Annotated in this window: 23 protein-coding genes; 9 read left to right on the forward strand and 14 right to left on the reverse strand. The window is 70.6% G+C overall.

The window, feature by feature from the left end:
• Positions 1 to 154: 154 nt before the first annotated feature.
• Positions 155 to 3,154: a glycoside hydrolase family 95 protein gene (locus ACLQ29_RS16715; protein ID WP_425772445.1), complete on the reverse strand. Its 3,000-nt coding sequence runs from the start codon at positions 3,152 to 3,154 to the stop codon at positions 155 to 157.
• 384 nt (positions 3,155 to 3,538) lie between these two features.
• The gene (locus ACLQ29_RS16720) at positions 3,539 to 4,015 is read right to left on the reverse strand and encodes a cupin domain-containing protein (protein ID WP_425772446.1); all 477 of its coding nucleotides are present in this window, start codon (positions 4,013 to 4,015) and stop codon (positions 3,539 to 3,541) included.
• Between the two features lie 287 nt (positions 4,016 to 4,302).
• Between ACLQ29_RS16720 and ACLQ29_RS16725 the strand changes: the two genes are divergently transcribed.
• Positions 4,303 to 4,779: a hypothetical protein gene (locus tag ACLQ29_RS16725; protein WP_425772447.1), complete on the forward strand. Its 477-nt coding sequence runs from the start codon at positions 4,303 to 4,305 to the stop codon at positions 4,777 to 4,779.
• 66 nt (positions 4,780 to 4,845) lie between these two features.
• On the opposite strand, the gene trpA is transcribed toward ACLQ29_RS16725, so the two are convergent.
• The 3 genes from trpA to ACLQ29_RS16740 form a co-directional block, all read right to left on the reverse strand.
• Positions 4,846 to 5,628: a tryptophan synthase subunit alpha gene (gene trpA / locus ACLQ29_RS16730; RefSeq protein WP_425772448.1), complete on the reverse strand. Its 783-nt coding sequence runs from the start codon at positions 5,626 to 5,628 to the stop codon at positions 4,846 to 4,848.
• Complete coding sequence (trpB, locus tag ACLQ29_RS16735) at positions 5,625 to 6,827, reverse strand: tryptophan synthase subunit beta (RefSeq protein ID WP_425772449.1); 1,203 nt, start codon at positions 6,825 to 6,827, stop codon at positions 5,625 to 5,627. Before trpB ends, trpA begins: the two co-directional genes overlap by 4 nt.
• Positions 6,828 to 6,958: 131 nt before the next feature.
• Entirely contained in the window at positions 6,959 to 7,756 is a 798-nt protein-coding gene (locus ACLQ29_RS16740) for a GntR family transcriptional regulator (protein WP_425772450.1), read from the reverse strand.
• 290 nt (positions 7,757 to 8,046) lie between these two features.
• Here ACLQ29_RS16740 and ACLQ29_RS16745 point away from each other — a divergent pair, with 290 nt between their 5' ends.
• Positions 8,047 to 8,475 carry a hypothetical protein gene (locus ACLQ29_RS16745; RefSeq protein ID WP_425772451.1) on the forward strand — a complete coding sequence of 143 codons (429 nt, stop codon included), beginning with the start codon at positions 8,047 to 8,049 and terminating at the stop codon, positions 8,473 to 8,475.
• A gap of 130 nt (positions 8,476 to 8,605) precedes the next feature.
• On the opposite strand, the gene ACLQ29_RS16750 is transcribed toward ACLQ29_RS16745, so the two are convergent.
• From ACLQ29_RS16750 to ACLQ29_RS16765, 4 genes are all read right to left on the reverse strand, one after another.
• Entirely contained in the window at positions 8,606 to 9,610 is a 1,005-nt protein-coding gene (locus ACLQ29_RS16750) for a hypothetical protein (protein WP_425772452.1), read from the reverse strand.
• A gap of 103 nt (positions 9,611 to 9,713) precedes the next feature.
• The gene (locus ACLQ29_RS16755; RefSeq protein ID WP_425772453.1) at positions 9,714 to 10,601 is read right to left on the reverse strand and encodes a helix-turn-helix transcriptional regulator; all 888 of its coding nucleotides are present in this window, start codon (positions 10,599 to 10,601) and stop codon (positions 9,714 to 9,716) included.
• A 58-nt stretch (positions 10,602 to 10,659) separates the two neighbouring features.
• A complete protein-coding gene (locus ACLQ29_RS16760; RefSeq protein WP_425772454.1) occupies positions 10,660 to 10,920 on the reverse strand; it encodes a DUF7161 family protein in 261 nt (86 codons plus the stop codon).
• Positions 10,917 to 11,582, reverse strand: coding sequence for a GAD-like domain-containing protein (locus tag ACLQ29_RS16765; RefSeq protein ID WP_425772455.1), 666 nt, complete (start codon positions 11,580 to 11,582; stop codon positions 10,917 to 10,919). The genes ACLQ29_RS16760 and ACLQ29_RS16765 overlap by 4 nt, the downstream gene beginning before the upstream one ends.
• Positions 11,583 to 11,699: 117 nt before the next feature.
• Between ACLQ29_RS16765 and ACLQ29_RS16770 the strand changes: the two genes are divergently transcribed.
• The 3 genes from ACLQ29_RS16770 (at position 11,700) to ACLQ29_RS16780 (ending at position 16,459) form a co-directional block, all read left to right on the forward strand.
• Entirely contained in the window at positions 11,700 to 13,268 is a 1,569-nt protein-coding gene (locus ACLQ29_RS16770) for a mucoidy inhibitor MuiA family protein (protein WP_425772456.1), read from the forward strand.
• Positions 13,269 to 13,612: 344 nt separating this feature from the next.
• Positions 13,613 to 15,319, forward strand: a complete 1,707-nt coding sequence (locus ACLQ29_RS16775) for a hypothetical protein (RefSeq protein ID WP_425772583.1) — start codon at positions 13,613 to 13,615, stop codon at positions 15,317 to 15,319.
• Positions 15,320 to 15,349: 30 nt separating this feature from the next.
• Entirely contained in the window at positions 15,350 to 16,459 is a 1,110-nt protein-coding gene (locus ACLQ29_RS16780) for a glycosyltransferase family 2 protein (protein WP_425772457.1), read from the forward strand.
• A gap of 145 nt (positions 16,460 to 16,604) precedes the next feature.
• Here the strand turns inward: ACLQ29_RS16780 and ACLQ29_RS16785 are convergent, their stop codons facing one another.
• Entirely contained in the window at positions 16,605 to 16,997 is a 393-nt protein-coding gene (locus ACLQ29_RS16785) for a hypothetical protein (protein ID WP_425772584.1), read from the reverse strand.
• A gap of 320 nt (positions 16,998 to 17,317) precedes the next feature.
• On the opposite strand from ACLQ29_RS16785, the gene ACLQ29_RS16790 reads away from it, so the two are divergent.
• On the forward strand, positions 17,318 to 18,382 hold the full coding sequence (locus ACLQ29_RS16790; RefSeq protein ID WP_425772458.1) for an SMP-30/gluconolactonase/LRE family protein: 1,065 nt from the start codon (positions 17,318 to 17,320) through the stop codon (positions 18,380 to 18,382).
• Positions 18,383 to 18,452: 70 nt separating this feature from the next.
• Here ACLQ29_RS16790 and ACLQ29_RS16795 read toward each other — a convergent pair whose 3' ends face one another.
• The 3 genes from ACLQ29_RS16795 to ACLQ29_RS16805 form a co-directional block, all read right to left on the reverse strand.
• A complete protein-coding gene (locus ACLQ29_RS16795) occupies positions 18,453 to 19,352 on the reverse strand; it encodes an S-4TM family putative pore-forming effector (protein WP_425772459.1) in 900 nt (299 codons plus the stop codon).
• Between the two features lie 262 nt (positions 19,353 to 19,614).
• On the reverse strand, positions 19,615 to 21,069 hold the full coding sequence (locus tag ACLQ29_RS16800) for a hypothetical protein (protein ID WP_425772460.1): 1,455 nt from the start codon (positions 21,067 to 21,069) through the stop codon (positions 19,615 to 19,617).
• A gap of 333 nt (positions 21,070 to 21,402) precedes the next feature.
• The gene (locus ACLQ29_RS16805) at positions 21,403 to 21,633 is read right to left on the reverse strand and encodes a hypothetical protein (protein WP_425772461.1); all 231 of its coding nucleotides are present in this window, start codon (positions 21,631 to 21,633) and stop codon (positions 21,403 to 21,405) included.
• 168 nt (positions 21,634 to 21,801) lie between these two features.
• Between ACLQ29_RS16805 and ACLQ29_RS16810 the strand changes: the two genes are divergently transcribed.
• The 3 genes from ACLQ29_RS16810 to ACLQ29_RS16820 are packed head-to-tail and all read left to right on the forward strand — an operon-like array spanning position 21,802 to position 24,947.
• On the forward strand, positions 21,802 to 22,386 hold the full coding sequence (locus tag ACLQ29_RS16810; protein WP_425772462.1) for a PadR family transcriptional regulator: 585 nt from the start codon (positions 21,802 to 21,804) through the stop codon (positions 22,384 to 22,386).
• Positions 22,383 to 23,402 (forward strand): hypothetical protein, encoded by a 1,020-nt coding sequence (locus ACLQ29_RS16815; protein WP_425772463.1) that lies wholly within the window; start codon positions 22,383 to 22,385, stop codon positions 23,400 to 23,402. Before ACLQ29_RS16810 ends, ACLQ29_RS16815 begins: the two co-directional genes overlap by 4 nt.
• A gap of 9 nt (positions 23,403 to 23,411) precedes the next feature.
• Positions 23,412 to 24,947 (forward strand): hypothetical protein, encoded by a 1,536-nt coding sequence (locus tag ACLQ29_RS16820; protein WP_425772464.1) that lies wholly within the window; start codon positions 23,412 to 23,414, stop codon positions 24,945 to 24,947.
• Between the two features lie 76 nt (positions 24,948 to 25,023).
• On the opposite strand, the gene ACLQ29_RS16825 is transcribed toward ACLQ29_RS16820, so the two are convergent.
• Entirely contained in the window at positions 25,024 to 26,397 is a 1,374-nt protein-coding gene (locus ACLQ29_RS16825) for a serine hydrolase domain-containing protein (RefSeq protein ID WP_425772465.1), read from the reverse strand.
• Between the last annotated feature and the right edge of the window lie 129 nt (positions 26,398 to 26,526).

Here is a 26,526-nt window from a genome sequence, read left to right on the forward strand (position 1 = left end):
CCAACGCGGCCGGTCGTCGTCTGGGCCCGCCGCAGGCCGGCCAGGGGCTTTGACACACGCCCTGGCGAGCCACCGCGGCGCCGTAAGCCGCGACCGGGCCCGTCCCCAGAAGGGACGGGCCCGGTCTCGCTCCCCCGAGCGGGATCTGTCGCCGTCAGCCCCCGATGGCGATGGCGAAGATGTGCATCGTCGACACGTTCGTCGCCGGCCGGGCGCTGATGTTGGGCAGCACGACCGAGGCGACCGCCTTGCTCTGCAACGCGACACCGACGTAGTAGACGCAGGCGGCCGTGTTCTGCCGCTGGTTGTTGGGCCGGTTCTGGTACGCGGACACGATGGCCGCGGTCCCCGCGGAGCTCGGCCCGCCGTACCAGTCGGGCGTGCTCAGCGTGAACGTCTGGCGGGTGCCGTCGGCGTAGACCACCGTGCCGGTGCCCGACGGTGCGCCGTAGGTGCCGGTCAGGAGGAAGCCGAGGGTCCTGCCCGTGCCGGTCACGCCTATCGTCTGGCCCGAGGCGATGGCGTTGTCGGCGGCGCCCGAGCTGACGCTTGGCCACCGGAAGTTGACGCCGTTGCGGCTCACGGTGCCTCCCGGGCTGGCACCGGCAGCGGCCAGGGCCTGCGCCGAGAGCGACGCCCCACCGCCGTCGAAGTTGCCGACGTTCGTGTTGCTGTCGCTGGTGATGCCGACGTTGCTGAAGCTCTGCTCCAGCGTCGGTAGGGCGACGCCCGTGCTGGTGACCCGGTAGGTGCGCCCGGCCTGCACGGTGACCTCGATCAGGTCGGACTCGATCCGGGTGACCCGGGCCGCCGTACCGTCGGCGGTGTCGACCACGGTGACGGTGCCGGTGAGGATCCGGGCGCGCAGGCGGACCGTGCCGGAGCGGTCGGGTCGGACGAGGATCTCGGTGGCCTGACCGCTGCTCCAGGTGACGTCGACCGTGTGCCCGCCCCGACCCCGCAGGCCAGCCACCCGCCCACTCGGCCAGGCCGGGGGCAGCGCGGGCAGGATGTGCAGCTCGCCCGCGTGGCTCTGCAACAGCATCTCGGCGATGCCGGCGGTGGCGCCGAAGTTGCCGTCGATCTGGAACGGCGGGTGCAGGTCGAACATGTTGGGCGCGAGCCGTGCGGTGGTGGCGAGGTAGCGGATCAGGTCGTGGGCCCGCTTACCCTCCTCCATCCGAGCCCAGAAGTTGATTTTCCAGGCCAGCGACCAGCCCGTGCCGTCGTCGCCGCGCAGCGCCAGGGTGCGCCGGGCCGCCTCGAACAGCTGCGGGGTGCCGCGCTTGGTGATCTGGTTGCTGGGGGCCAGGCCGTACAGGTGCGAGATGTGCCGGTGGTTGGGCTCGGTCTCCACCCAGTCGTAGAGCCACTCCATGATGTTGCCGCGCGAGCCGACCTTCATCGGTGGGAGGCGGTCCCGGGTGGCGCGTACCTGGGCCCGGAAGGTGCTGTCCACGTCGAGGATCTCGCTCGCGCGGGCGCAGGCGTCGAACAGGTCCCGCAGGATCTGGTTGTCCATCGTGGGGCCGGCGCACACGCTGGCGTTCGAGTGGTGGCTGAGTTCCGGCGAGTTCGACGGGTTGGTCACCAGGTAGCCGAGGGTCGGTTCGGTCACCAGGGTGTTGAGGAAGAACTGCGCGGCGCCCTTCATGGCCGGGTAGTTCGTCCGCAGGAACTCGATGTCGCCGTTGAACAGGTAGTGGTCCCAGATCAACGTGGACAGCCAGGCGCCACCGGTCTGCCACATGCCCCAGAACGCGCCGTCCACCACCGCGGTGGCCCGCCACGCGTCGGTGTTGTGGTGGGTGACCCAGCCACTGGCGGCGCCGTACTGCACCTGGGCGGTCCGCGTGCCGGTGACGGCGAGGTCTCGGACCAGGTCGAAGACCGGGTTGTGGCACTCGGCGAGGTTCGTGGTGTTGGCCGGCCAGTAGTTCATCGGCAGGTTGGCGTTGATCGTGTACTTCGAGTCCCAGGACGGGGCCAGCGAGTCGTTCCAGATGCCCTGGAGGTTTGCCGGCTGTGTGCCGGGCCGCGAGGACGAGATCAGCAGGTACCGCCCGAACTGGAACAGCAGCGCCGAGAACTGCGGGTCGTTGACGCTGTTGTGCTGGGCGATCCGGACGTCTGTCGTCTGGTCGGCCGCGGAGGTGCGGCCCAGGTCCAGGGTGACCCGGCCGAACAGCGCCTGGTAGTCGGCCACGTGCCGGCTGCGCAGCTGGTCGTAGCTGCTGGCCCGCGCGGCGGTGAGGCGCTGCCGGGCGATGCCCTGGTAGTCGCCGCCGACGTTGCGGTAGTTGACGTAGCTGGAGCCGATGGAGACCAGCAGGGTCACGCTGTTGGCGTTCGTCACCCGCAGGGTGCCGCCGGAGCTGGACACGCTGCCGCCGCTGACGGTGGCGTTGGCCAGGGCGAGGAAGCGGACCGCGCCGGTGACGCCCTCCATGTTTCCGGAGACGCCGTCGAGGCCGATGGTGGTGCCGTCCGGGCTGGACACCGTGGTGCGCTGCGGGCTGTCGAAGGTGGCGGTGAAGCTGATCGAGCCGGTCCGGTCGGCGGTCAGCCGGATCGCGATGACCTGGTCCGGCGCGCTGGCGAACACCTCCCGCTGGTGTCGGACGCCGTTCAGCACGTACGTCGTGGTGGCGGTGGCGGTGGTGAGGTCGAGCGTCCGGTTGTGCTGCGACGCTCCGCTGGCGGAGCCGAAGGCGAGCCGGAGGTTGCCGACGGTCTGGTAGGCCAGCTGGCCGCCGGGGTTACCCATCATGGTCTGGTTGATCAGATCCTGGGCCTGGGTCCACTGGTTCGCGTTGACCAGCCGCCGGATCTCCGCCAGCGCTCCCGCGCCTCGGGGGTTGCTGGGGTCGTGGGGCCCGCCGGCCCAGACGGTGTCCTCGTTGAGCTGGAGGCGTTCCGTGTCGACGTTGCCGAAGACCATGGCGCCGAGCCGACCGTTGCCGATGGGCAGCGCCCGCAGCCAGTCGGTGCCGGCCCCTTCGTCGTACCAGAGCGCGAGGTCACCGGCGGCCAGCACCTGCGGCGGCGCCACCGAGTCCGCGTTGGCGACGGCCGTCCAGGGCAGCGGCAGGAGGGCACCGCCCGCGCCGGCCGCACCGATCTTGAGGGCTTGGCGTCGGGTCAGGTCTGACATCGATCCTCCAAACGGTGACCGATCCGGCCACCCCGATGCGTGACAACTGTGGTAACCGAGATGGGTCGGCTTCCCGGATCGACCAGGCCCTTGTGGAGCAGGCCAGCGACGGGCCCGAGTCAGCCAGACATCTGATGTGTTTCGCGAAGGTTACTCCGGCGCAACGCAATAGGCAACGATCGATTGACGGGTACAATCCGCACCACCGGGCCCTGCCGTCATGGATGATCGTCACGACGCCAGCGGGCCCGGCGACGCCGAGCGCCGGCAAGACGCCGGCGGACGCCGCTCCGGCGACACATACATCAGATGTACGGCGGCGAGCGGGCGTCGTCGGCGCGCGATGGGGACCAGCGGCCGGTGGAGGCGTGCGGCGTGGCGGCGTCAGGCGCGGTACTGGTCGTGGCGGGCGAACAGGTCGGTCCACTCCTCTTCGGAGAGGGTCCGGCCGGTCGCGGCGATCTCGGCAAGCTCGCGGAAGTAGGTCTCGCGCGGAATGCCAGGCGCGAAGAGGATCAGCATCACCGCCTCGGCGTCGCTGTCGTTGCGGAAGCCGTGCACGCCGCCCTCGGGCACGTGCAGGAAGTCGCCGGGTCGCCCGTCGGTCCACCCCGACCCGCCGTAGAGGCGCACCGTCCCGGACACCACGTAGAAGGATTCGGAGAAGGTCCGGTGGAAGTGCGCCTCGGCTCCGCCGGCGCGCGCCGGCATCCGCCACTCGTAGAGGCCGAAGCGCCCCTGGGTGGCGCTGCCGGGGGCGACGAACCGACCGACCGTGCCGGACCTCATCATCGCCCGCTCCTGGCCGCCCTCGGGGTGGTACGTGGCGCTGGCCGCACCGAACTCTGCCGTGTAGGTCATGGCGATCCTCCCGAAACAGCCTGCAGGTTACCGAGCGGGCCTACAGCGCCAAGGACGTTCAGCCCGGCTCGCAGAGCGGGGATGATCCAGACGGGATGGGGGTAGTAAGCCGGCCGGCCAGCCGCCTAGCTGAGCCACGGGACTTCAAAAAAGCTTAAGAGTAAGGGGACCAGCGGTATGCGGATCGTCACGAGCAAGCAACGCGCAGCATGTCAGATCGACTGCAACCACAGTCGACTGGACCGCGTGTAGCGCGAAACCGCCATTCCTGCTGATCCGGAGGAACGATGACCCGCACCGCGCTCCGCGCCCTCGTACCCGTCACCCTGCTGGCAGGCCTGGCGGCCTGCACCACCGCCCCGGCCACTCCGGTAGCCGGCGACAGCACTACGTCACCCGTACCCAGCGCCACGTCCGCCTCCGCTGCGCGGCCGACCACCGGCGCGTCGCCGACCCGCAGTGCGGTGGCCGCGACGCCGACCACCACCGAGACCGCCTGTCCTGTCGGTGCCGCGACCCTACAGCGGGCGTCCGGGCTGAACAGCGCCACCCACCGGATCAACCCCGACCACATCAAGTGCGCCCGCCGGTGGGCCACCGCGGGTATTCGCGCCGTCGACCCCGGGATGCAGGGCGACGGCGTGATGGTGTTCGAGTACTCGGACGGCACCTGGCGGAAGCTGGGCGAGGGCAGCGCTCTCGAGTGCAGCCCGTTCGGCATCCCGGCGGAGATCGGCGACAAGGTCGGCTGTCACGACCGCTGAGCGGCCGGGTCCGACGGCACCACTGCCGTCGGACCCGGTGAGTCGCTCCACCGCAATGGTCAGCCGTCACCGGGCGGTCGCGTCCAGCGCCGTCCGGAGCTGGGTCAGGACATCACCAAGTTCCGCCGCCGGAGCCCCGTCGAGCACGCGACGCATGAGCGCCGAGCCCACCACGACCCCGTCGGCGTACCCGACGGCCTCGGCCGCCTGCTGCGGACCGGAGATCCCGAAGCCGAGGACCACGGGCAGATCCGTGGCCTGTCGCAGCGATGTCACCAACCGCTCGCCGGCCTGGCCCAACGTGGACTGCTCGCCGGTGGTCGCCATGACACTTACCGCGTAGACGAAGCCCCGGCTGCGCGTGGCGATCTCGTCCAGGCGCTGCGGCACGGTCGCCGGGGAGGCGAGCAGCACGAGGTCGAGCATGCTGCCCGCCGCCGCCGTGGAGACCGGCTCCATCTCGTCGACCGGCAGGTCCGGCACGATCAGACCGTCCACCCCGGCGTCGGCGAGCGCGGCGCAGAACCGGTCGGCCCCGCCGTGCAGGACCAGGTTGGCGTAGGTGAACGCGATCAACGGCACGGGCAGTGCGAGCCGGGTGACCTCGTCGAGGATCTGCCGGGTGGTGACGCCCCGGAGCAGGGCCCGGTGCGACGACTCCTGCACGACAGGTCCGTCCAGAATGGGGTCGGAGAACGGGAGGCCAACCTCGATGGCGTCGGCGCCCGCGTCCACGGCGGCCCGCAACAGGTCGGTCCAGTTCCCGGTGACACCACCCGTCACGTACGGCACGAGCAGCTTGTGGCCGGCGGCCTTGGCGGCGCGGGCCCGGATCTCCAGCGCGTTCACGACAGCTCCATCAGGGTCGCCATGTCTTTGTCGCCCCGCCCGGAGAGCGTGAGCAGCACCGTCGCACCCGGGGGGATCGTGCCGTCACCGGCGGCACGGATCACCCAGGCGACCGCGTGGGCGGATTCCAGCGCACAGAGGATGCCCTCCGCACGGGCCAGCCGGTGGGTGGCGGCGAGCACCTCGCCGTCGTCCACCGTCACGTAGGTGGCCCGACCCGACTCGGCCAGGTACGCGTGCTCCGGCCCCACGCCCGGGTAGTCCAGACCGGCGGCGATCGAGTGGGCCTCACTGATCTGCCCGTGCTCGTCCTGCAGCACCAGGGAGCGGAAGCCGTGCAACACGCCGGGGGTGCCGGCGCTGATCGCGGCGCCACCGGCCGCCTCGACACCGAACAACCGGGCCGGCGTGTCGATGAAGCCGGCGAACGTGCCGGCCGCGTTGGACCCGCCGCCGACGCAGGCCACGACGTAGTCGGGGGTGCCGGTGACGAGGTCGACCGCGCACTGCGCGCGGGCCTCGTCACCGATCACCCGCTGGAACTGGCGGACCATCCACGGGTACGGGTGTGGGCCCATCGTCGAGCCGAAGCAGTAGTAGGTGTCGTCGACGGAGGTGACCCAGTGGCGCAGGGCCTCGCTGCAGGAGTCCTTGAGGGTGCGGCTGCCGGAGGTCACGGGCACCACCTCGGCGCCCAGCATCTTCATCCGGAAGACGTTGAGCTGCTGCCGTTCGATGTCCTTCGCGCCCATCAGGACGGTGGTCGGCATGCCGAACAGGGCACCGGCGGTGGCGGTGGCCACGCCGTGCTGGCCCGCGCCGGTCTCGGCGATCAGTCGCCGCTTGCCCATCCGCCGGGCCAGCAGCGCCTGCCCCAACACATTGTTGATCTTGTGGGAGCCGGTGTGGGTGAGATCCTCCCGCTTGAGCAGCAGGTTGACGCCCAGCTCCGCCGAGAGTCGCAGCGCGGGCGTCAGCGGCGTCGGCCGGCCGACGTAGACGGAGAGCAGGTGGTTCAGCTCGCCGCGGAACAGCGGATCCGCCCAGGCCTGGGTGAAGGCCCGCTCGACCTCGACACAGGCCGGAACGAGCGACTCCGGCACGAAGCGTCCGCCGTAGTCACCGAACCTGCCGAGCCCCGAGGGTCGACGGGGGTCGGTTTGGGCTGCTGGGCGGGCGGAGCGTAGGAGCTGATCCACGGCACATCCCCTCACAGTTCTAGAACGATGAGGTCTTTATAGCAGGGCAACCGAGCGGTGTTCTAGATCTGTCGACAAGTAGTTCTAGAACAGTTGAGGCGGGCGCGCGGCGGCTCCCGCCGCCCCTCCCGTCAGCCCGGTCCGGGGCCGCCAGCCCCGGACAGCCCGGTGCCAGCACCGACCGCGTAGCTGATCTGATTGCCGCTGACCTCGCGAATGTTCCTGATCACGACGCTGTCTCCCGCGAGGATGGCGACGTCGACAACAAGCGTGCGCCGGTCGGCGTCGCGGGTGATCCGCTCGCTGCGCATCGCCGGAACGCCTTCGGGGAGTCCGAGCAGATCACCGATGCGTTCGGGCATGAGCACCGGCGAGATCGTCTCCTCGGCCTGCACGGCCGCCGCGCCGGCCCGCTCGGCGAGCACGGCGTACAGCTCGTTCTTCTCGAAGTCGACGCCCTGGAGCAGGTCGCCGAAGGGCTGCGGAACATAGGACACCTGATGGATCAGCGGAGCGCCCCGGACGACCCGGACCCGCTCCAGCGTGAGCACCTTGTCGCCCACGGGGATCCCCAACCGCGCGGCGAGCTCGTCGGGCACCGCGACGACGTCGCGGGCCAGCACCCGGGTCAGCACCTCGATGCCGTGCGCACGCAGGTCGTCGGCGAGGCTGCGCAGGTTGCCCATCGAGTACGGGACCGGCATCGCCCGGACGTAGGTGCCCTTACCGGGAAGCTGATCCACCACTCCCCGGTCACACAGCTCGTCCAGGGCCTGCCGCAGCGTCATGAGGCTGACGCCGTACTGCTCGCTCAGGTGTCGCTGGCCGGGCAGCGCGTCACCGGGGGCGAACTCCCCCCTGCTGATCCGCTTGATCAGGTCGTCGCGGATGACCATGTACTTCGGAGTCCTGCCCGGAATGACGCGCATGCACTACCCAGCCCTGAGTCGCAACGGAGCGGGCCGCGCCGCCTGACGCGTGCGGCGCGCCACCTCCCTCTTCCGGGTGCCAGCGTATGGCCGAGGTCCGGTGCCGGCTACGCGCGGGTCGCACCGCGCGGGCGGTTCGCCGGGTGGCTGACCTGCCGGCTGAGCAGCGGTGGAGCGCGGTCGCACCCGCGACCCCCTCGACATCCCACGACCCATCACTTTACAGCCGTTAGGTAAGTGTGTAAGTTAACGGATGTAAGTTAAATTCGTATCGCAGAGATGGGGTTCTCATGACCACCGCGACCGCCTTGCGCACCGACACCACCGCCCCCGCCCGCTCCGCCGACCGCATCGGTCGTGGACTCGCGGCCGTCGCCGCCCTCGCCACCCTCGGGGCGTTCGTCAACGGCGTCCTGTTGACCCTCAACGCGCCCGACGACCGCCTGTTCATCGAAGGCTGGCGAGTCTCCAGCTTCGCCATCTTCGCCGGGCTCTTCGCCCTGCTCGCGATCAGGCCGCGCCAGTCGGCGGGCGTCTGGGAGATCGTGCTCGCCGGCAAGACCGCCCTCGTGGTGTTCGGCCTGGCGATCGGCGACGTTGCCGAGGCACGCCTGTCGGCCTTCATCGACATCGGGCTGGTCGCCGTCGTCGCCGCGGCCTACGTGCTCTGCCGCGGCTGGCTGGCCTGGCGCCCCACGACCACAAACCCGACCCGATGACGGGAAAGCCCCGACGCACGAGCGCCCGCCGCCGTCGTACGACGGCGGCGGGAAACCCGCGTGTTCAGTAACGGGGGAACCGACCCCACTGCTTGATCTCGAGCAAGGGGACCTCCTGGAAGGTGACGGGTCAGCGGCGCGGCAGGGTGGCCAGGGCCAGGTTGGGGTCGGCGCCGGTGGTGTACGCGGCACTGAGCACGTAGAGGGTGCGGCCACGGACGGCCACCGAGGTCGGGTTCTGCAACCCGTCGGCGCCGCTCATCAGCGTTCGGGAACGGCCCGCGGCGTCGATGCTCACGAGCGTGTTCGGCCCGTTGAGCGCGGCGACGACCTGCTGGTCACCGGCGCCCGCGAAGTCGAAGTCGTCGATGCCGACGAGGCCGGTCGCCACCACCCGGACGGGTCCGGGACGGCTGTGCCGCAGCGGGATGCGCAGCAACGTTCCCTGGTCGAGGTTCGTCGCCCAGATCGCGTCGGGGCGTACCTTGATGCCGTTGGCGCCGAGGAAACCCGTGGAGGCGAGCTCCGGCGCCGAGGACCACACCTCGACGCGGCCGCCCTGCAGGGGGACTGTCGAGATCGTGCCCAGCACCGAGTCGGTGACGTAGAACCTGCTCGCCACCGCGTCGAACGCCAGGCCGTTGGGCAGTCCGGCAGCCGGCAGGGCGGCGATGCGCTGCGGAACCCGGCCCGGGCGCAGCCGGTAGAGGCCGGTGGTGGCGGCGTCGCCGCTGGCGTAGAGGACGTAGAGCGTCCCGTCGGCCATCCGGACGATGCCGGTGGTCAGCGCGAACCCGAGCACCGGCGTGTTCACACCGCCGTCGGCCGGCGCGGGCAGGGTCGCCAGGATCCGCGTCGCACCGGACGGGGTGACGGCGACGACCTGCCGGGCGGCCGCGAAGGTGACGTACGCCGTGCCGTCCGGGCCCATGGCGATGTTCTCCGGCATCTGCCCGTTCGCCAGATCGAAGTGGACCGCGATCCGCGAGGGCAGCGGCGCGGTCGACGGCCCGGCCGGTCCGACGGCGCTTGCCCGTGCGGGCCCCGCCTGGGCGACGCTCGACGGCGCAACCGTCACGACGCTGACGCCGGCCGCCGCGAGGGCCACTGCGAGGGTCATCATTCTCTTGCGCATTTCTGTTCCTCTCGGAAAACCGTGTTGTCACGGCTGATGAGGGCGCGAAGGGTCCGGCGCTCCTTGCGGAGCACCTCGTTTTCGAGCCGTTGGGAAAAGGGCGCTATTCGCGCATGGCCGGTTGCGGCCGAGTGCCGGCGCGGGAGGTGACAGCGCCGTGCAGGAGCAACGTCATCGCGGCGTGCGACGCCGAGCCGGGTTCGGTGGTGGCGACGACGACCGTCTGACCGTCCTCGGTCCGCAGTGCCTGCTGGGTCACGGTCATCGTGCCGACAAGCGGGTGGCGCATCTCGTACGCGCTGCCGCCGCCGGCCTTGACCCGATGGTCGGCCCACATGGCGCCGAACTCCGGACTCCGCACCGTCAGCTCCCCGACGAGCGCGGCCAGCGACGGGTCGTTCGGGTGCTGCCCGGAGACCATCCGCAGCGTCGCCACCACGGCGCGGGCCTTCGTGGGCCAGTCCACGTACAGGTCACGGGTGTGCGCGTCCAGGAACACCAGCCGCGCCATGTTCGGGCCCTGGTTCGGTCGCTCGGGGAGCGTGTTGTCCAGATGGCCGGCGAACAGGGCGTGGCCGCCGACGTTCCAGGCCAGCACGTCGGCACGACGACCGAGCACCACCACGGGTACGTCACCGAGCGTCGCCACGAGCTGGCGTACCGCCGGGCTCACCCGCTCCGGCGGCGGACGCCGGACGGCGGGCCGACGCCGGGTCCCGGCCGCGAGCTCGGTCAGGTGGCGACGTTCCGCCTCGTCGAGCTGCAGGGCCCGAGCGAGCGCCTCCAGGACCTCGGGTGAGGCGTTGACGGCCTGACCCTGCTCCAGGCGCGAATAGTACGAGGCGCTCACTCCGGCCAGGAGGGCCAGTTCCTCCCGGCGCAACCCTCGGACGCGCCGCCGGTCGCCGTAGGTCACCACGCCGGCGTCCTCCGGCCTCAGCTGGGAGCGTCGGGCCTGGAGGAAATCGCCGAGCTGTCCTCTCGCGTTCATGACTCGAAGTATTGCGACCTCTCCCGGCGGCAACCACATCCTGCCAGGGTTAGGCACCTCAGCACCCTGCTCCGCCCGACTCAGGTACGGCGAGCTGGTCAAACCTGACCCGCGCACTCGTCGGCGCGTCGTCCCCACTGGTCCGCACCCGCAGAGTGGCTGTCGGGCTGGGGGTGTCCTCGACGATGACCACCTCCGTCGCACCGGCCGGCAGGTCGGCCGGCCATCCCGCGTCGTCGGTCGGCTCACTGGTCAGCAGGCGCGCGGCGCGCCCGTTGAGGCCCGTGTCGGTGGCCCGCACTCGCCGCCACACCGTCATCGGTCCAGCCACAGGTGCAGAAGATCTTCGTTGTCCATGACGCGACGCTCGGAGAGCTCGGCGAGCAGCTCCAGATGGACGGGTCCGGCGCAGATCTCCGCCCGGTCGGGGCGCAGCGCCCCGCCGAGACCCAGGGCCGGGACGAAGCCGTAGACGGTGTCGGGGCCGACCGGGCCACGCAGTGCGAGGACCCGGTCGAACAACGGTTCTCCATCGGCGCCGCACAGGTCGACACTGCGGCGGTCCTGGCACATCAGCAGCGCGTAGAGCCGGTCGTCGCGGCGATCGTCCGACATCTCGCCGGCCGACCGATCCGTATGGATCACCCACCCGTGCTGCGCGCTTATCGACAACCGCGCACCCGTCTGCTGCCCCCACACCTGCAGATCGCCGAACGCGCTGCGGCTCACCGCGATCCATCGTTCTTCGCTCGGTAGGACAAGGCCGTTCGTCCACGCGTCGACCGCCGGCTGCCACACCTCGGGATCACACAACCAGAACAGCCCGTCGCCGAAGCCGGCGAATCCGTACCTACGCCAACACGCCAGCAGCAGATCCGGCACCGCGCCCGCGAACTGAGCCAGCCGCTCGGCGCGGACCGGAGCCGACCAGGTTGGCGGCCCCCAGATCTCCGCCAATTCCGCCACGTCATCACGCACCACCGGTTCACCTCCCCCTCGTCTCGCGGATCAGGCGCCCGCCCGGCCGAGCGTACGGGCGGTCGGGGCGACGGATGGATGGCCGGGTGGTGGTGCGCGCGCCTGGATTACCCTCGCGCCGTGGAGAGCACAGAGATTGACGCGCCCATCGTCGGTGTCACCGTCTATCCGGACCGGGCCCGGGTCACCCGCCGGGGCAGCCCTCGGCTGACCGCCGGCGAGCACCGCGTACGCGTCGCGCCACTCCCCCTCGGCCTGCGGCGCGACTCCATCCGGGTCGGTGGTCGGGGCGCGGCCACGGTCCTCGGTGTGGACGTGACCACCTGGCGGCAGGCCCACAGCACCGACCCGCAGATCGTCCACCTCGAGCAGCGACGCCGCGAGCTGAACGACGAGTTGGCCGAGGTCGCGGACGCGGACGCAATCGAGGAACAGCGCGGGGAGTTCCTCACCCGGCTGGCCGAGCGCGCCGGTGGCACGTACGCCCGGGCGTTGGCCTCCGGCGACGCGGCGCCGACCGACGTGGCGGCCTTCAGCGACTCGGTGGCCGGTCAGCTCGCCGAGTCACGCGGCCGGCGGCGCGGGCTGTCTCGGCGGCGCACCGACCTGGTCGCGGAGTTGGCCGCGGTCGAGCGCGACCTGAACGCCGCGCGCGGCAAGCGGACGCCGGACCGGTTGGCCGCCGAGGTGACGGTCTCGGTGACGGCCGACGACGCGGAGGTGGAACTGGAGCTGACCTACCTGGTCGACGGCGCGGTGTGGCGACCCTCCTACGACCTGCGGCTGGTCGAGGACACCATGACCGTCACCTGGTTCGGGTTGGTCAGCCAGAACACCGGAGAGGACTGGCCGGAGTGCGAGCTTAAGCTCTCGACCGCGCGGCCGGCGGCGACGACAGTCGTACCCGAACTCTCGCCCTGGTATCTCGACCGACTTCGGCCGATGCCGGTCGCGGGCGCGGCGGCGGCCATGCCGGTCGGAATGCCGCCACCGGCACCGGGCGGCGCGATGGCCCGGAACTCGGCGCCCCGGCCCCGGTTGCAGGAGAGCGTCGCCCAGATCGAGCAGGGTGTCAGCGCCGCCACCTATCGGCCGGCCCGGCCGGCGGCGGTGCCGGCCGACGGCAGCGCGCACCGAGCCACAATCGCCGTGCTGGAGCTGCCGGCCCGACTGGACCACGTGAGCGTGCCGGTCCGCGCCGCGGAGGCGCACCTGCGTGCCACGGTACGCAACACGTCGGAGCACACGATGCTGCCCGGTCCGGCGGCGGTCTTCCACGGCGCCGACTTCGTCGCGGCCAGCGGGCTGCCGATGTGGGCGCCGGGCGAGGAGATCGAGCTGGGGCTCGGCGTCGACGACCGGCTGCGGGTGGAACGGAAGCTGCACCGGCGCTCGGAGACCAGGGCCGCGCTCGGGTCGACGCGGCGGCGGGAGATGGACTACCGGATCACCGTGGCCAACCACACGCCGCGGACGGCGACGATCGAGGTACGCGACCAGTTGCCGGTGTCCCGCGACGAGGCGGTGGTGGTGCGGGAGACGAACCTGGCGCCGCCGCCGGCGGAGCGTACGGAGCTGGGAGAGCTGGCCTGGCGGCTGTCGCTCGCCCCGGGCGACAGCGGTGAGATCGCCATCGGCTTCCGGGTGGAGCTGGCCAAGGGGGTGGAGCTGACCGGCTGGCGGGAGTAGGCGGAGATGGGCGAGGCCGCCACCCGGACCTCGTCACCAGGACCGGCAGGGTTGCGCAGGAGATCGAGGGCGAGACCGAGCCGGTCTGCGTGGCCGCCTGGGTCCTCGTGTTCAATGAGTGACCACCGCATGACCAGGCTGTGCGTCCCCCGCATGCGACACGGCGCGGACCCACGCGTCGGACAGCATGGACAAGGTTCCCACCATCGGACAGGATCTATCGCGTGAATACCCGGTCCACCGGCGCCGCAGCAACCGCCGAGAACACGAGCCCCGAACAAACGTCCGACGACCGGACGCCGAGCCGGTGGGGTCGGTGGCGCTGGGCCCGCCCCGAGTGGACGGTGGCGGCACTGGGCAGCCTGCTGCTGTCGGTGGTGCTGACCTGGCCGACGCTGCGGCATCCGGCGAGCACGATCCCCAACGACCTCGGTGACCCGACGTTGCAGGCGTGGCAGGTCGCCTGGGCGGGGCATGCGCTCTTCAGCAGTCCGGCCGACCTCTGGAACTCGAACACGTTCTTCCCGGAGAAATACACGTTCGCCTACAGCGACACCCTGCTCGGGTACGCCCCGATCGGGATGATCGGTTCCGGCTTCGAGGCGGCCGTGATCCGGTACAACGTGCTCTACGTGCTGCTGCACGCGCTCGCGGCCTTCGGGGCGTACGTGCTGGCGCGGCAGCTCGGCGCCAACCGGTGGGGCGGGGCGGTCGCCGGGATCGCGTGGGCGTTCGCCCCCTGGCGGTTGGCGCACGCCGGCCACCTCAACATCTTGTCCAGCGGGGGCATCGCGCTGTGCCTGGCGATGCTGGCCCGTGGGCATGGCTGGTCGCTGCGCCACGGTTACCGGCCCGAGCGACGGCGGCCCGGCTGGGCGTTGGCCGGGTGGCTCGTGGCCGCCTGGCAGATCACGCTCGGCTTCGGCATCGGGCTACCACTTGTCTATTTCCTGCTGGCCGCGGTGCTGGTGGCGGCCGGCTTCTACGGCTGGTCCTGGTGGCGTAAGCGGGAGCGGCCGCCGTTCGGTCGGCGGTTGTTGCTCGCGGATCTGGCCGGCGGCGGCGTGTTCGGCGCGGCGACGGTGCTGCTCGGTCTGGTCTACCTGCGCGTCGTCGACCTCAACCCGCAGGCCGAACGGGGGTTGGAGTGGACGAAGATGTTCTCTCCCCCGCTCATCGGGTTCGTGACCGCACCCGCCGACTCGTGGCTGTGGGGTGAGCGGCACGCCGCCGCCCGCGAACAGCTGTCCTGGCCGCCGGAGATGGCGCTGCTGCCGGGGATAACGCTTATCGCGCTGGCCGCGGCTGGCCTGTTCATCTCGGCGTACCCGGCTCGGCACCGGATCGCGCTGGGCCTCGGTGTGCTCGGCACGGTGCTGTTGGGCCTGGGCTCGACCCTCGGTGGTGACGGGAACCCGGGTTACCTGACCCTGTCCACCTCCCTGCCGGGCTGGGACGCCCTGCGCACGCCGGGCCGGATGATGCACTGGACCAGCCTGCTGCTGGCGCTGCTGGCCGCGGGAGCGGTGACGGCGCTGGCCCAATCATCGGGCCAGACCTCGACATCGCCTGGTGAGCCCTCGACATCATCGGGTCAGTCCTCGGCCCGCCGCTGGACGCGGGTGCTCATGCCGCTGGTCCTGCTGGTGCCGCTGGCCCTGGTCACCCTGGAGGGCGTCAACCGGACACCCCACCCGACGGTGACTCCGCCACCGGCCGCGATGCGGGCCGCGCAGGACCCGATCCTGGTGCTGCCCGCGGGCAGCGTGGGCGACCTGGCGTACATGTTGTGGACGACCGACGGGTTCCCGCGGATCACCAACGGGCTGGCCGGGTTCGAGCCGGTCAGCCAGGCGAACACCCGGATCGCGGTGGCGTCGTTCCCCGACGCCGCCAGCGTGGCGTACCTGCGGGGGATCGGCGTGCGGTCGGTGGTCGCCGTGCCGGACCGCACGGCGGGGACACCGTGGGAGGGCATCGCGACCCGGCCCATCGACGGGTTGGGCATCACTCGGGAGGATCTCGATGGCACGCTGCTCTACCGACTCTGATCGGGAGTGCGCCGCGGACACCGGCGGCGGATGCCCGAGCACAGGTCGGGCGGGGTGAGCGGGGTGCGACTGTCCATCGTGGTGCCCTGCTTCAACGAGGAATCGTCGGTGGAGCGCCTGCACGAGACCGTCACGGCCACGCTCGCCGACCTGACCGACCTCGATGTCGAGGTGGTGTACGTCGACGATGGCAGCGAGGACGGCACCCTCGAGGCGCTGCGCCGCCTCGCCGCCGCCGACCCTACGGTCTGCTACACGTCGCTGAGCCGCAACTTCGGCAAGGAGGCGGCGATGCTCGCCGGCCTGCAGCGGGCCACCGGCGACGCGGTCGTCATCATGGACGCCGACCTGCAACACCCGCCACGGTTGTTGCCCGAGATGGTGGCACTGTATCGGCAGGGCTTCGACCAGGTGATCGCCCGCCGAGACCGGCGGGGTGACCGGTTCGTTCGCATGGTCGCCTCGCGGTCCTTCTACCGGATGATCAACTGGTGGATCGACGTGCGCCTGCAGGACGGGGCAGGCGACTTCCGGCTGCTGTCCCGGCTCGCGGTGGACGCGATACTGTCGATGCCGGAATACAACAGGTTCTCCAAGGGGCTGTTCTCCTGGATCGGCTTCCGCACCGTGGTGGTGGCCCACCGCAACGAGACCCGGCAGACGGGGCGGAGCAGGTGGACGTTCGGCAAGCTGTTCAACTACGCGTTCGACGGCCTGCTGTCGTTCAACAACCGGCCACTGCGCCTGGCGATCTACGGCGGCATGTTCCTCACCCTCATCGCACTCGTCTACATGGCCTGGGTGGTGGCGGACGCCGTCGAGAAGGGCATCGACGTTCCCGGCTACACCACGATCATCGTCAGCGTGATCGGTCTCGGCGGCATCCAGATGACCATCCTGGGTGTGATCGGGGAGTACATCGGCCGGATCTACTACGAGACGAAGCGCCGACCGCACTATCTGGTGCAGGAGACCGAGCGCCTGGTCACCGAGGCCGGCGAGTCGCCGCGGATGCCGTCGCAGCCCGCGCCGCGGTCGACCGACCGGGGTCAGCAGGCGGTGCCGGGCCGGGAGGACCCGTTCCGCCGGCCCTCCCAGCGGCCGGCCACCGGAGAGGCCACGACCGGCGACGCCAGCTAATCCGTCGATGTCACCCGGCCGCCCTCGACGAGGCCGTCCAATCCGCCCGGATCACGCGGCACCTGTGCCGGTGCGACGGTCCGGGGAGGCAGCCGATGGCTGATGACGGGCCGACGGCGGTCCGCCTGTCGTGCGGGCGGCCCGGTCAGCCGTCCGGGGTGAAGAGCCCCTGGATGCCGACGACGATCGCGATGAGACCGAAGATCGCGAGCAGGAGGCGGACCCCAGTCGCCCCGGTGGCCCCGGTCGCCTGCTCGCCGCGTGGCGCCGGTCGTCCGGTCAGCCGCTCCCACAGCAGGGCGAGCCCGACGCCGATGCCCACCACCTCGAAGTGGAACACCCGGGGCCCGGACACCAGGTGGACGATGAGGTAGTAGCCGCCGGTCACGAGCGCCACGACGCCGACCACCCAGGCGATCGGGGCGGCCCGACCGGCGAGGCGGCCCAGGTCGTCGCCGACGCGCGGCAGCAGCCGCAGCAGAGCGACGGCGAGCAGGAAGCCGCCGACGATGTTGGCGAGGTCGAGCAGCAAAGCCATGATCACGATAGGTCTCCGTCGATCGAGGGATCAGCGGATGGGAGCGTACCCACGGGCCCGGGCCGTTGAAACGATCCGGGCCGCGGGAGGATCCACTGTGGTACGACCGGGAAATATCTACCCAACGTTTACGCATTGACCAGCGTCTTAGTGATTCACGGCGAATTAACCGGCACGAAACCGATGCGACTCGCTCGTTCGTCACTTAGGCTGCCTGGTGACACATCGGCGGCCCGCACCCCCAACGTGCCGGTCACCCGCGTCCTCGCACACCGCCTACCGCCGGTCCACGCAACGGCCGACGCCGATTGGAGCATTCGATGACCTGGCGTCCCACAATTGCCGCACTCGCCGGACTGTGCCTCGCGGTCGGCGCCGCGCCGTTCGCCACAGGCGCCGCCGCCACGCCCTCGACAGCCGTGGACACCGCAAATGTTGGCGCTCACGCCGCGCTCGCCGGTCCGCCCGGCGCACCGCCCGGGGTCTGCCCGGAGGGGGTCGGATACGGATCACCGCTGCCGGCAAGCTCACTGTCGGCCACGAGGATCCAGGGTGGTTTCTCGTTCCTCGAAGGGCCGGTCTGGGTTGCCGACGGCGGCTACCTGCTGATGTCCGACATGGCCGCCGGCACCGGGCCGTACAACGTCCAGCCGTCGACGATCCGCCGGTTCACGCCGCCGTCGACCTTCGACACGTTCATCCCCAACGCCGGCAGCAACGGCCTGGCCCTCAGCGCCGACGCCCAGCAGCTCATCGCGGCCACCCACGACCAGCGGAGCGTGTCCGCGTACCGGCTGAGCGACTCCTCCCGCAGCACCGTCGCGGCGAACTACCAGGGCCGGGCGTTCAACTCGCCGAACGACGTCGCGGTCCGGTCCGACGGCGTCGTCTACTTCACCGACCCCAACTTCCAGCGCGGCAACCGCTCCGACCAGATGAACGGCCGCACAAGCGTCTTCCGTGTCTCCGGCGGTCAGGTGTCGCTCGTCGACGACCGGTTGCGCCAGCCCAACGGCATCTCGCTCTCACCCGACGGGACCACGCTGTACGTGGGCGCCTACTCCGAGAACAAGATCTACAAGTACGCCGTCGCGCCCGACGGCAGCACCAGCGCCCGCACTGTCTTCGTGAACTACGTCGGCGGTCCGGACGGCGGGACGATCGACTGCGCCGGCAACGTGTACTGGACGTCGGGATACGACGGCCAGGTCCACGTCTACTCCCCCACCGGCGCCCAGCTCGGCACGATCCGGGCCGGCAACTCCGGCACCACGAACGTGGCCTTCGGCGGCACCGACCGGCAGACCCTCTACATCACCTCCGGCCAGCGCAACGACTCCGGCCTGTACAGCGTGCGACTCAACGTCCCCGGATACCCGTACTGACGGTCGTCGCGGGCGCGAGCCGACCCCACCCCGTCGGCCCGCGCCCGATCGGGAGACGCACGCGCTTTCGCTAGGAATTGACACCCACGCGCTGTTCGAGCACCTGCATCTTGTACCGGAAGTCGGTCAGATCATCGTCGTGGAAGAGGCGGAAGAACCACTGCGGCATCCGCGGCTGCTGCCGGCGGGCGACGAACAGCACATCCTGCACCTGCCTGGCGAACACGGCGAACGCCTGGTCGTCCGCGATCACGGGCGACGGCTCCTCGGTGACCGCGCGCACCAGGCCGAGCACCCGGGTGGAATCCCGGGTGGTCAGGATCTGCGCGCGGGCCATGTCCGAACAGGACAGCAGCAGACCCAGCGACGGCACGAACCACACGCCGACCAGGCTGCCGACCGTACTCTCGGTCACGAGACCCACGGCCACACCCACCACACACCAGACCGCGATGACACCGAGCAACACGGCGGCGAAGCGTCGCCGGACCCGCGAGCCCCACGCCAGGTTCTGCTCCAGACAGAAGAGCACGTCGTACGGAGCGGCGACGGTCGCGACCAGGTAGTAGTCCCGCAAGCGCGCGTCGTCGCCGCGAAAGCGCCGGCTGAGGCGGCTCAACTCGTCCTCGGACAGTCGCTCACCGACCAGGACCGCGTTCCACGGCAGGCCGAACAGGTCGGTGTCCAGCATCTCCTGCAACGTCGCGCTGATGCGCAGGTGACGACCGATCAGGGGAGCCAGGACGACCGCGTAGACGCCGGCCCAGAGCGCACCGATGATCGAGACAACGGGTTGCAGCGGGGGTTGCGCCACCTTGGCCACGACGCCGAGGCTCGCCACCACGAGTGACATCGACAGACTGACCGCTTGGGCGCGTTGCGTGTAGCGGTGCGCCACCGCGATGGCCCGGAAGAGCAGCAGGGAACTGTCGTCGTTCTGCAACTGGTTGATCCGCCGCGTGTCTGCCAATGGAACCTCCGAGCGCCCAGCGGTCCACCCCTGCCCCAGATGGTGACACGATCAGCGATCGAGGCGCTACCGTCCGTTTGATCGGCGACTCCGACCGGACCTCACGTCGTCACGTGCTGTCGGGCCCGGCTGTTCACCGGCGGAACGGAACACGCATCCGGTCCCGCCACGAGCCCGATCCTGTGATCGAACCCGAGCGGGACCGGATGCGGCGTACCGCTGTCGGTGCCTGTTGTCCTCGACGAGCCGGGCGAGAGGATGGTCAGCCGAAGCAGTCGGGGACGGGCGGCGCGCTGGGCGTGCAGTTGGTGGGCCGGTTCTCGCTGATGACCGACTTCTCATCCACGGTGACCTGACCGCCCTCGTTGAAGATCCCGCCCGGCGCCAGGGCCGAGACGTTCTCGGTCACCTTTGACTCGTGGAGGTTGACGGTGCCGGCGTTGTAGATCCCGCCGCCTTGCGAGTTCGTGCCGACGGCCTTGTTCCGGTTGATGTGGGTGTGCCGCAGCACGACGATGCCGCTGCCGACGTAGACGCCGCCGCCGTGCTCGATTGTGCTGAACGTGCTGGCGGCGTTCTCGCTGATCTGGGTGTCCTCGGCCACGAACCGGCCGATCTGGTTGAAGATCCCGCCGCCACGTTGGCCGGCGCTGTTCCGGCTGATCTTGCTGTGCTCCAGGTGGAAGACGCCGTCGCTGAAGATTCCGCCACCTTCGCTGCCTGTCGCGTTCTCGCTGACCTCGATGTTCCTGGCCGTGGTGGTGGCGTTGATTCCGCTGCGGATGCCACCGCCCCGGAAGCCCGAGGTGTTGTGGTGCACGCGCACGTTGTCGAGCACGGCGACGCTGGAGTTGGACAGCCCGCCGCCCGTGCCACCGATCGGCAGGACGGTGACAACACCGATCGTGTTGTTGTCGCTGATTCTGGTGTTCTGCACGGTGAGGTTGCCGTTGTTGTAGACGCCCCCGCCGTCGTACAGGGCGGCGTTGTCACTGATCTTGCTCTCGTCGTCCCCGTGCTTGTCCCGGTCCTTGCCGTCTCGGCCCTTGCCGTCCCGGTCCTTGCCCGCGCCGTGATCGCTCCGGCCGAGGATCCTGGTGTCGCCGAAGTTGGAGATTCCGCCGCCCGAGCCGTTGGTCCGGTTGAAGACCACGTCGGTGTTCTCGATGGTGGCCCTGCCGCCGACGTCGATCCGGATGCCACCTCCACCGCCGCCGATCCCACTCGTGTCCTGACCACCCTTGATGGTCACGTCGCGAAGGTTCAGGTCGCCGCCGGCTCCCACCTCGAGGATCCGGAACGGCGCGGCGTTGGCCGCGCGGACGATGGTGGCGCCGTTCCCGTCGATCGTGACCCGCTGAGTGATGATCGGCAGGCCGATGGGGCCGAAGGGCACAGGTGGTTGGGGTGCGGACGCGTTGAGCGTGTACGTGCACTTCCCGGCGAGTTTGAGTGTCGCCCCGTGGCCGGCGTTCGCGCGGACGAGCGCCGCGATCAGCTCGTTGGCGCCACACGGTACGTCCGTGAAGTCCTCGCCCCGGCGGTCGTCGTCCTTGTGGTCCGTGCCGCCCCGGTCCTGCCCTCTGTCGTCGTCGCCGGTCACCCGACTGGTGCTCGCGGCGAGGACCTGCTCCCCGGCGTCCACGAGTCTGCTGCCGCTCGCTCCGAGCGCTCCGGTCACCCCTGCCGGCGCGCTGACGGCGGCCAGCCCAGCCACCCCGGCCACTCCGGCGACGAGCCAACGTGCCCGCCGCCTCTTCGGGGGAGCCGATTGATCTGCCGCTACCTCGCTGACGTTCGGGTGTCGATGGTTGGACATCGAGCTACCTAGCCCTTCTCCGTACACCATGTCTCCGCACGTAACAATCCGTGCAGGCAGCGACAAATCGGTTGTCGCTCTCGACATGAACGTAGTGGAGCAAGACTCGCGTTAAAGGGTCTTATGCGAAGAAGTCCTACATTAGGTACAGATGCCCCAACACTCCAGCCGAAGCCAGGCGAGGCAGAAGGAGGGCGGCCAGCGACCGGGGAGCCGTCAGCTGACGACGGGTCAGCCGCTTCGCCGGTTACCCCACTGCCGCGGGCTCTGGACCGAGCCCCGACCGCCGAAGTGCTGACCCTTTCCATGCGGTTGGGGCGAGGTGCCCTTGCCCTTCGCGCGTCGGGCAGCCCGATTCGCGGGAGCGGCAGGCTGGTCGGCCTCGGCCTCGGCAGTGGTTTCGGCCGTGGTCTCGGCATCCGCCTGGTGGTCGTCGTGCGCGGGCAGCTCAGGCTCCGGCATCGGTATCTCCCTGGAACTGGGGCGCCCTGTCGGCCATCGGAGGCCGGCGGACGCGGATTGCTCGACCCCGGTGTGGGCGCCTGGAGAGTATCGCAACGCCGAGCCCCGTCCGAGCGACGGTTACCCGCTGGTGTTGCGATTAGACGTATACGCCTATAGGTTGCCTGGGTGCCTCTGGACGCGTCACGCAACAGCCTGGTGTTGCCGATCCTCGGACTCCTCGTCGAGCAGCCGGCGCACGGCTACGACATCACGACACGACTACGCGAGCGATACGGCCACCTCCCGGTCACCCGCAGCACTGTCACGTCTCTGCTGAAAACGCTCGAGAAGGCAGGCACGGTCTCCTCCCGCCAGCCCGAGCGGATAGGCAACCGCCCACCCCGTACGGCCTACGAGCTGACTGCCGCCGGCCTCGCCGACTTCCGCCACAAGGTCGAGGCTGGGGTGCGCGAGTCCCCGGCCGCGTCCGTGGACTTCGTCATGGCGGTCGCCTACGTCGGTGTTCTCCCCAAGGACCAGGCGGCGGGCATCCTGGACGGTCGCGCCGACCGGCTCGACCAGGAACTGGCTGCCCTTTCGGGGCTGCCCGACGCCGACGTGCTCGAAGTACACATGCTCGAAGTCGCCTACTGGCGCACCATCGTCGCCACCGAAGCCACCTGGATCAGGACCCTGGTGCGGCGGATCCGGTCGCACGAGATCGGCTGGCCGACCCAGCAACCCGACACCCGTGGGAGCGCAGAAGCATGAAGTTCGGTATCTATCCGGGCGGCCGGGCCGGCACCGTCTGCTCCCTCCCTCCCGATGTCGCCGCGATCCGCCACCTCGTCGACGACGTCTCGGGCGGTCGCGCTTTCGTCGTCCGCGAGTACGTGCACTTCTTCGGTGACACCGCACCGCCGGACGTCGTCACCTCGCTCGGCGCCGACCACGAACTCGCGCACCTCACGATGCCCGACGAGTGGTACGTCGAGGGAAACCGCGAGCTGGACCTCGTGGTCAGCTACCTTCCCCGGACCGCTGACCTCGCCGGATGGCTGGTCTTCCTCGACACCGTCATCGACCGCTACGGTCACCTGACGCGCTACCTCCAGGTGACGCTCGAGCCGAACTTCCCCATCCCGCTCATCGACGGAAGCTCCCCCGGCGTACGCGAAGCCCTGGTCCTCGGCATCCCGCACGCGCGCGCCGCACTGGACCGGCGAGGGCTCCAGCACGTGCGGGTCGGTTTCTCCGTCGCCGAACCACCGGAATGGCTGGGCGGCGACGACGGATTCTGGTCGTACCTGTCCTCGGTCCCGTACCAGGACTTCGCGGCCCACGTCGACTACGTCGGCCTGGGCCTGTACCCCGACGCCTTCGCACCCGTCGCCCCCCGGGGGAACCCGGGAGACACCGCGTCCCTCACCACCCACGCCCTGCACCACCTGCGGGGCGTGTCGCTGCCCCGCGCGCACATCCCGCCCGACACTCCCATCCACATCGTGGAGAACGGGACCCCGAGCGGGTCACGACGCACCGAGCAGGCACAGTGCGACTCACTGGCGGACATGCTCGGTGTCATCCGCACCGAACAGGGAATTCTGCACATCACCCACTACGAACTGTTCAGCCTCAGGGACGCCGACAGCAGTTCCACGGAACCCACCGGGACTCTCGGCCTCGTCACCGACACCTACCAACCCAAGCCAGCCTTCGCCGTCTACCGCGACATCGTCCGTCACGCCGACCCGCCGCCCCCACCAGACATCCCGGGCCGGCCGTAGGATCTGGGCGTGGCCGACGTGACCGACACGGATCATCGAAGTCCGGCATCCGTGACCAGGTGGGCGAGGTTGTCCGTCAGCCACTGCCAGTACGAGGTGTCCGCCGTGCCGGGCGCGTCCGGCATCGGGATCTACACCCTCGGCGACAGCCTGCTGCATGTCGTGTCGCCGTATCAGTTCACCGGCTTCTGCGGCATACACACCGGTTGGATCGAGGCGCGCGTGCGTGTCCTGTCCGGGCCCCCGACGGGAGTCGACGTCGGCTGGGACGCGATCAGTGAGGCGACCCTCTTCAGTCCCAGCGGCCGGCTGTCGGTCGTCGGCCTGATGGGCGGCGCCGCGGAGGCCCTCACCGACGTCGCTGTCCCGCGCGGGTTGATCCGGGTGCGGGTGCACGCGCGCGACCGCCTGCACGAGACCGTACGCACCGACGACGATCCGCCCGAGCGGCACGAGCTGCACATCTGGGCGGTGTCCGAGGAGACGCCGTGGCGCACCGTGCGGGCCGACCCGGGCAGTCGCGACTGGGAGCAGAAGCCGGCCAAGGCCGCAGAGCGGGCGATGCTGTCACTTGTGCCGCGCCCGTCCGGCCGTCCGGCCCTGCTGCCTCCTGATCCGTACGAGGACGACGCAGACCTGTCCCGGGTGGCGGTGGTCCGCCACCGGCTCGCGCCGGTCGAGGTCCCGGTGGGAGTGCTGCCCGTCGGTGACCTGGAGGTCCGGTTGGAGCGGGTCGACGACGAGACTCTCCAGTGGTCGTGGTCCACCGCAGACGAACCGATCTTCCCTGATCCGCTGGTCACGATGCCGGACGACGAGCCGAGCACCGTACGGCTGACGTCCGGCCCCGACGGCTTCACGCTGCGGCACGAGGGAGTGCTGGGCCGGCACGCCTTCGCCCTCGGCCTGATCTGGGACCATCTGCTCGACGCCGCCGGGTCGTACCCGTGGGTGCAGACGTTGCGTGGGCAGGCCGCCGAGGCGACCGCGTTGGCCGAAAAGTACCGCCGCCTGCGGGCCCAGCGCGACGCCGAGCGGTGGGGAGGTGCTCCGCCGTCGGATCGTGTCCGCGGACTCCTCGGCCAGGCGCGGTCCCTGGCCCGCATCGACCGTCGGCTGCTCGACCGCATCGAGGCGCTGCCCGCCGCCCGCCAGCACGGGGCAGCCTGCTGGGCGGCCCGTCTCGCGATGCGGGTGGCCGGGCTGGAACAGATCGGGTGGGTCGCCGACGCGCTCGCCACCGCCGAGGCCGGCCATCAACTGCCCCGGTCCTTCACCGACCAGGGCGGCGTCGCCGCGTTCAACCGGCTCCTGTCCGATCCCGAGGTGCCCCACACCACCGTCACACTGCACCTCGGTTCGACGGCATCCGGCGCACACACCGTCACCGAGGCGCTTCAGCAGGCCGCCGCGTTCCCCGCCCTGATCGCCCTGGCGAATGACGACCCGTTGGCCGCTGCGATCGACGCCGTCTACAACGCGGCAATCGCCCACGGTGACGACCGGGACCGCTTCCTCACCGACGTCCACATGGCGCTGCGCTGAGCCTGGTTCGGTATCGCGACGTCGGACCGCCGTCGCGGAGGCGCAGTGCCTTCTGAAGGACCGGCGCCGGCGCTTGTCAGCCGGCCCGCCAACCGGCCGGGTCGACACCGCCGGGCACCGGCGCCGCGGGGTCGTAGGGCTGCCGGGTGAAGACGAAGGTGCCAAGATCGAGGTGGCTGACGGCGCCCGCCGCGTCGCGGCACACGCGCAGTCGTTCGCCGGCGAAGTAGCCGCTGATCCCCTCCCAGTCGCCGTCGCCGGTGGGGCGCAGCCGGGTGCCGCGCCCGCCGGACAGCGGGGCCAACTCCACGACGTCATCAGCCTGCGGGCGCAGCACAAAAGGGGCCGGTCCCCAGTACCACGGGCCGGCGAGATCCAGGAGCTGTGGGTCGACCGAGGGCAGCGGTCGCCACGGCGCGGGGATCCGTGGCTCCCGCTCGGCGACCGTCTGCAGCAGATCGGCGGCGAGAGCACCGGCGGACAGGCCGGCGGTCACGTTACCCATGACGACCGCTCCCAACGCGTCGTCGGGGCTGACCCACACGGCCGCGACAAAGCCCGGCATCGAGCCGGTGTGCCCGGCCAACAACCGGCCGTCGCGGCGCAGCATCTGCATGCCGAGCCCGTAGCCGCTGTCCCAGTCCGTCGCCTCCGGTGGGCTCGCCGGGGTGCGCATCTGCGCGACGGTGTCCGGATGCAACACCCGGTCGTCGCCGTCGAGAAGGAACGCGGCGAACCTGGCCAGGTCTGTGACGGTCGACCACAGCTGCCCGGCAGGCGCCATCAGACCGGTGTCCACGGCGGGCTCCGCGAGGAGCACATCGGCCCAGGGATGCACCGCCCAGCCCGTGGCATGCGGCGCGACCGGCAGCAGGGTGGTGCGGGTCATCGCGAGCGGCTCCAGCACCTCGCGCCGCAGCACCTCGCCCCACGCCTGGCCCCGAACCCGCTGCACCAGCGCGCCGAGCAGCGCGTAGCCGGTGCTGGAGTAGTGGTGGCGCTGCCCGGCCGGATGCACCTGCGGTTCGCTGCCCAGCACGTCGGCCAGGGTCTGTCGCAGCGCGCCCGGGGTTCGTTCCCACCACGGGCCGGGCGCGTCGGCGATCAGCCCGGCGGTGTGCCCCAGCAACGCACCGATCGTGGCCTGGCCCGCCGCCGTGCCGGGCAGGTGCTCGGCCAGCGGGTCGGTGAGCGCGAGTCGCCCCTCGTCGCGCAGGCGCAGCACAAGCACCGCCAGGAGAGTCTTGGTGATCGAGCCGATCCGGTACTGGAGATTGCCGTCCGGCACCCTGCCGTCCACCGTTCCGCGCCCGTCCATCCACTCCGGATGGCCGTCACGCACCACGGCGGCGACGACCGAAGGCGCCCGACCCGCCACCTGGCCGGTGGCCAGCCGGTGGAGCAACGCGCGTCGGGTTTCGGGTAGCAGCGGCGTCGGAATCGATGACATGTGGGCAACCTACGGCGGCCCGCACAGCCCTGTCACGATCCGACGCGTCCAGCCTCCCGCAGACGATGCGCGGTGAACCGCGTGACAGACGCGGCATGGGGCCGCGTTGACACCACTCACCGACGGTGT

The sequence above is a fragment of the Micromonospora sp. DT228 genome (assembly GCF_049841595.1).
GTDB lineage: Bacteria > Actinomycetota > Actinomycetes > Mycobacteriales > Micromonosporaceae > Micromonospora.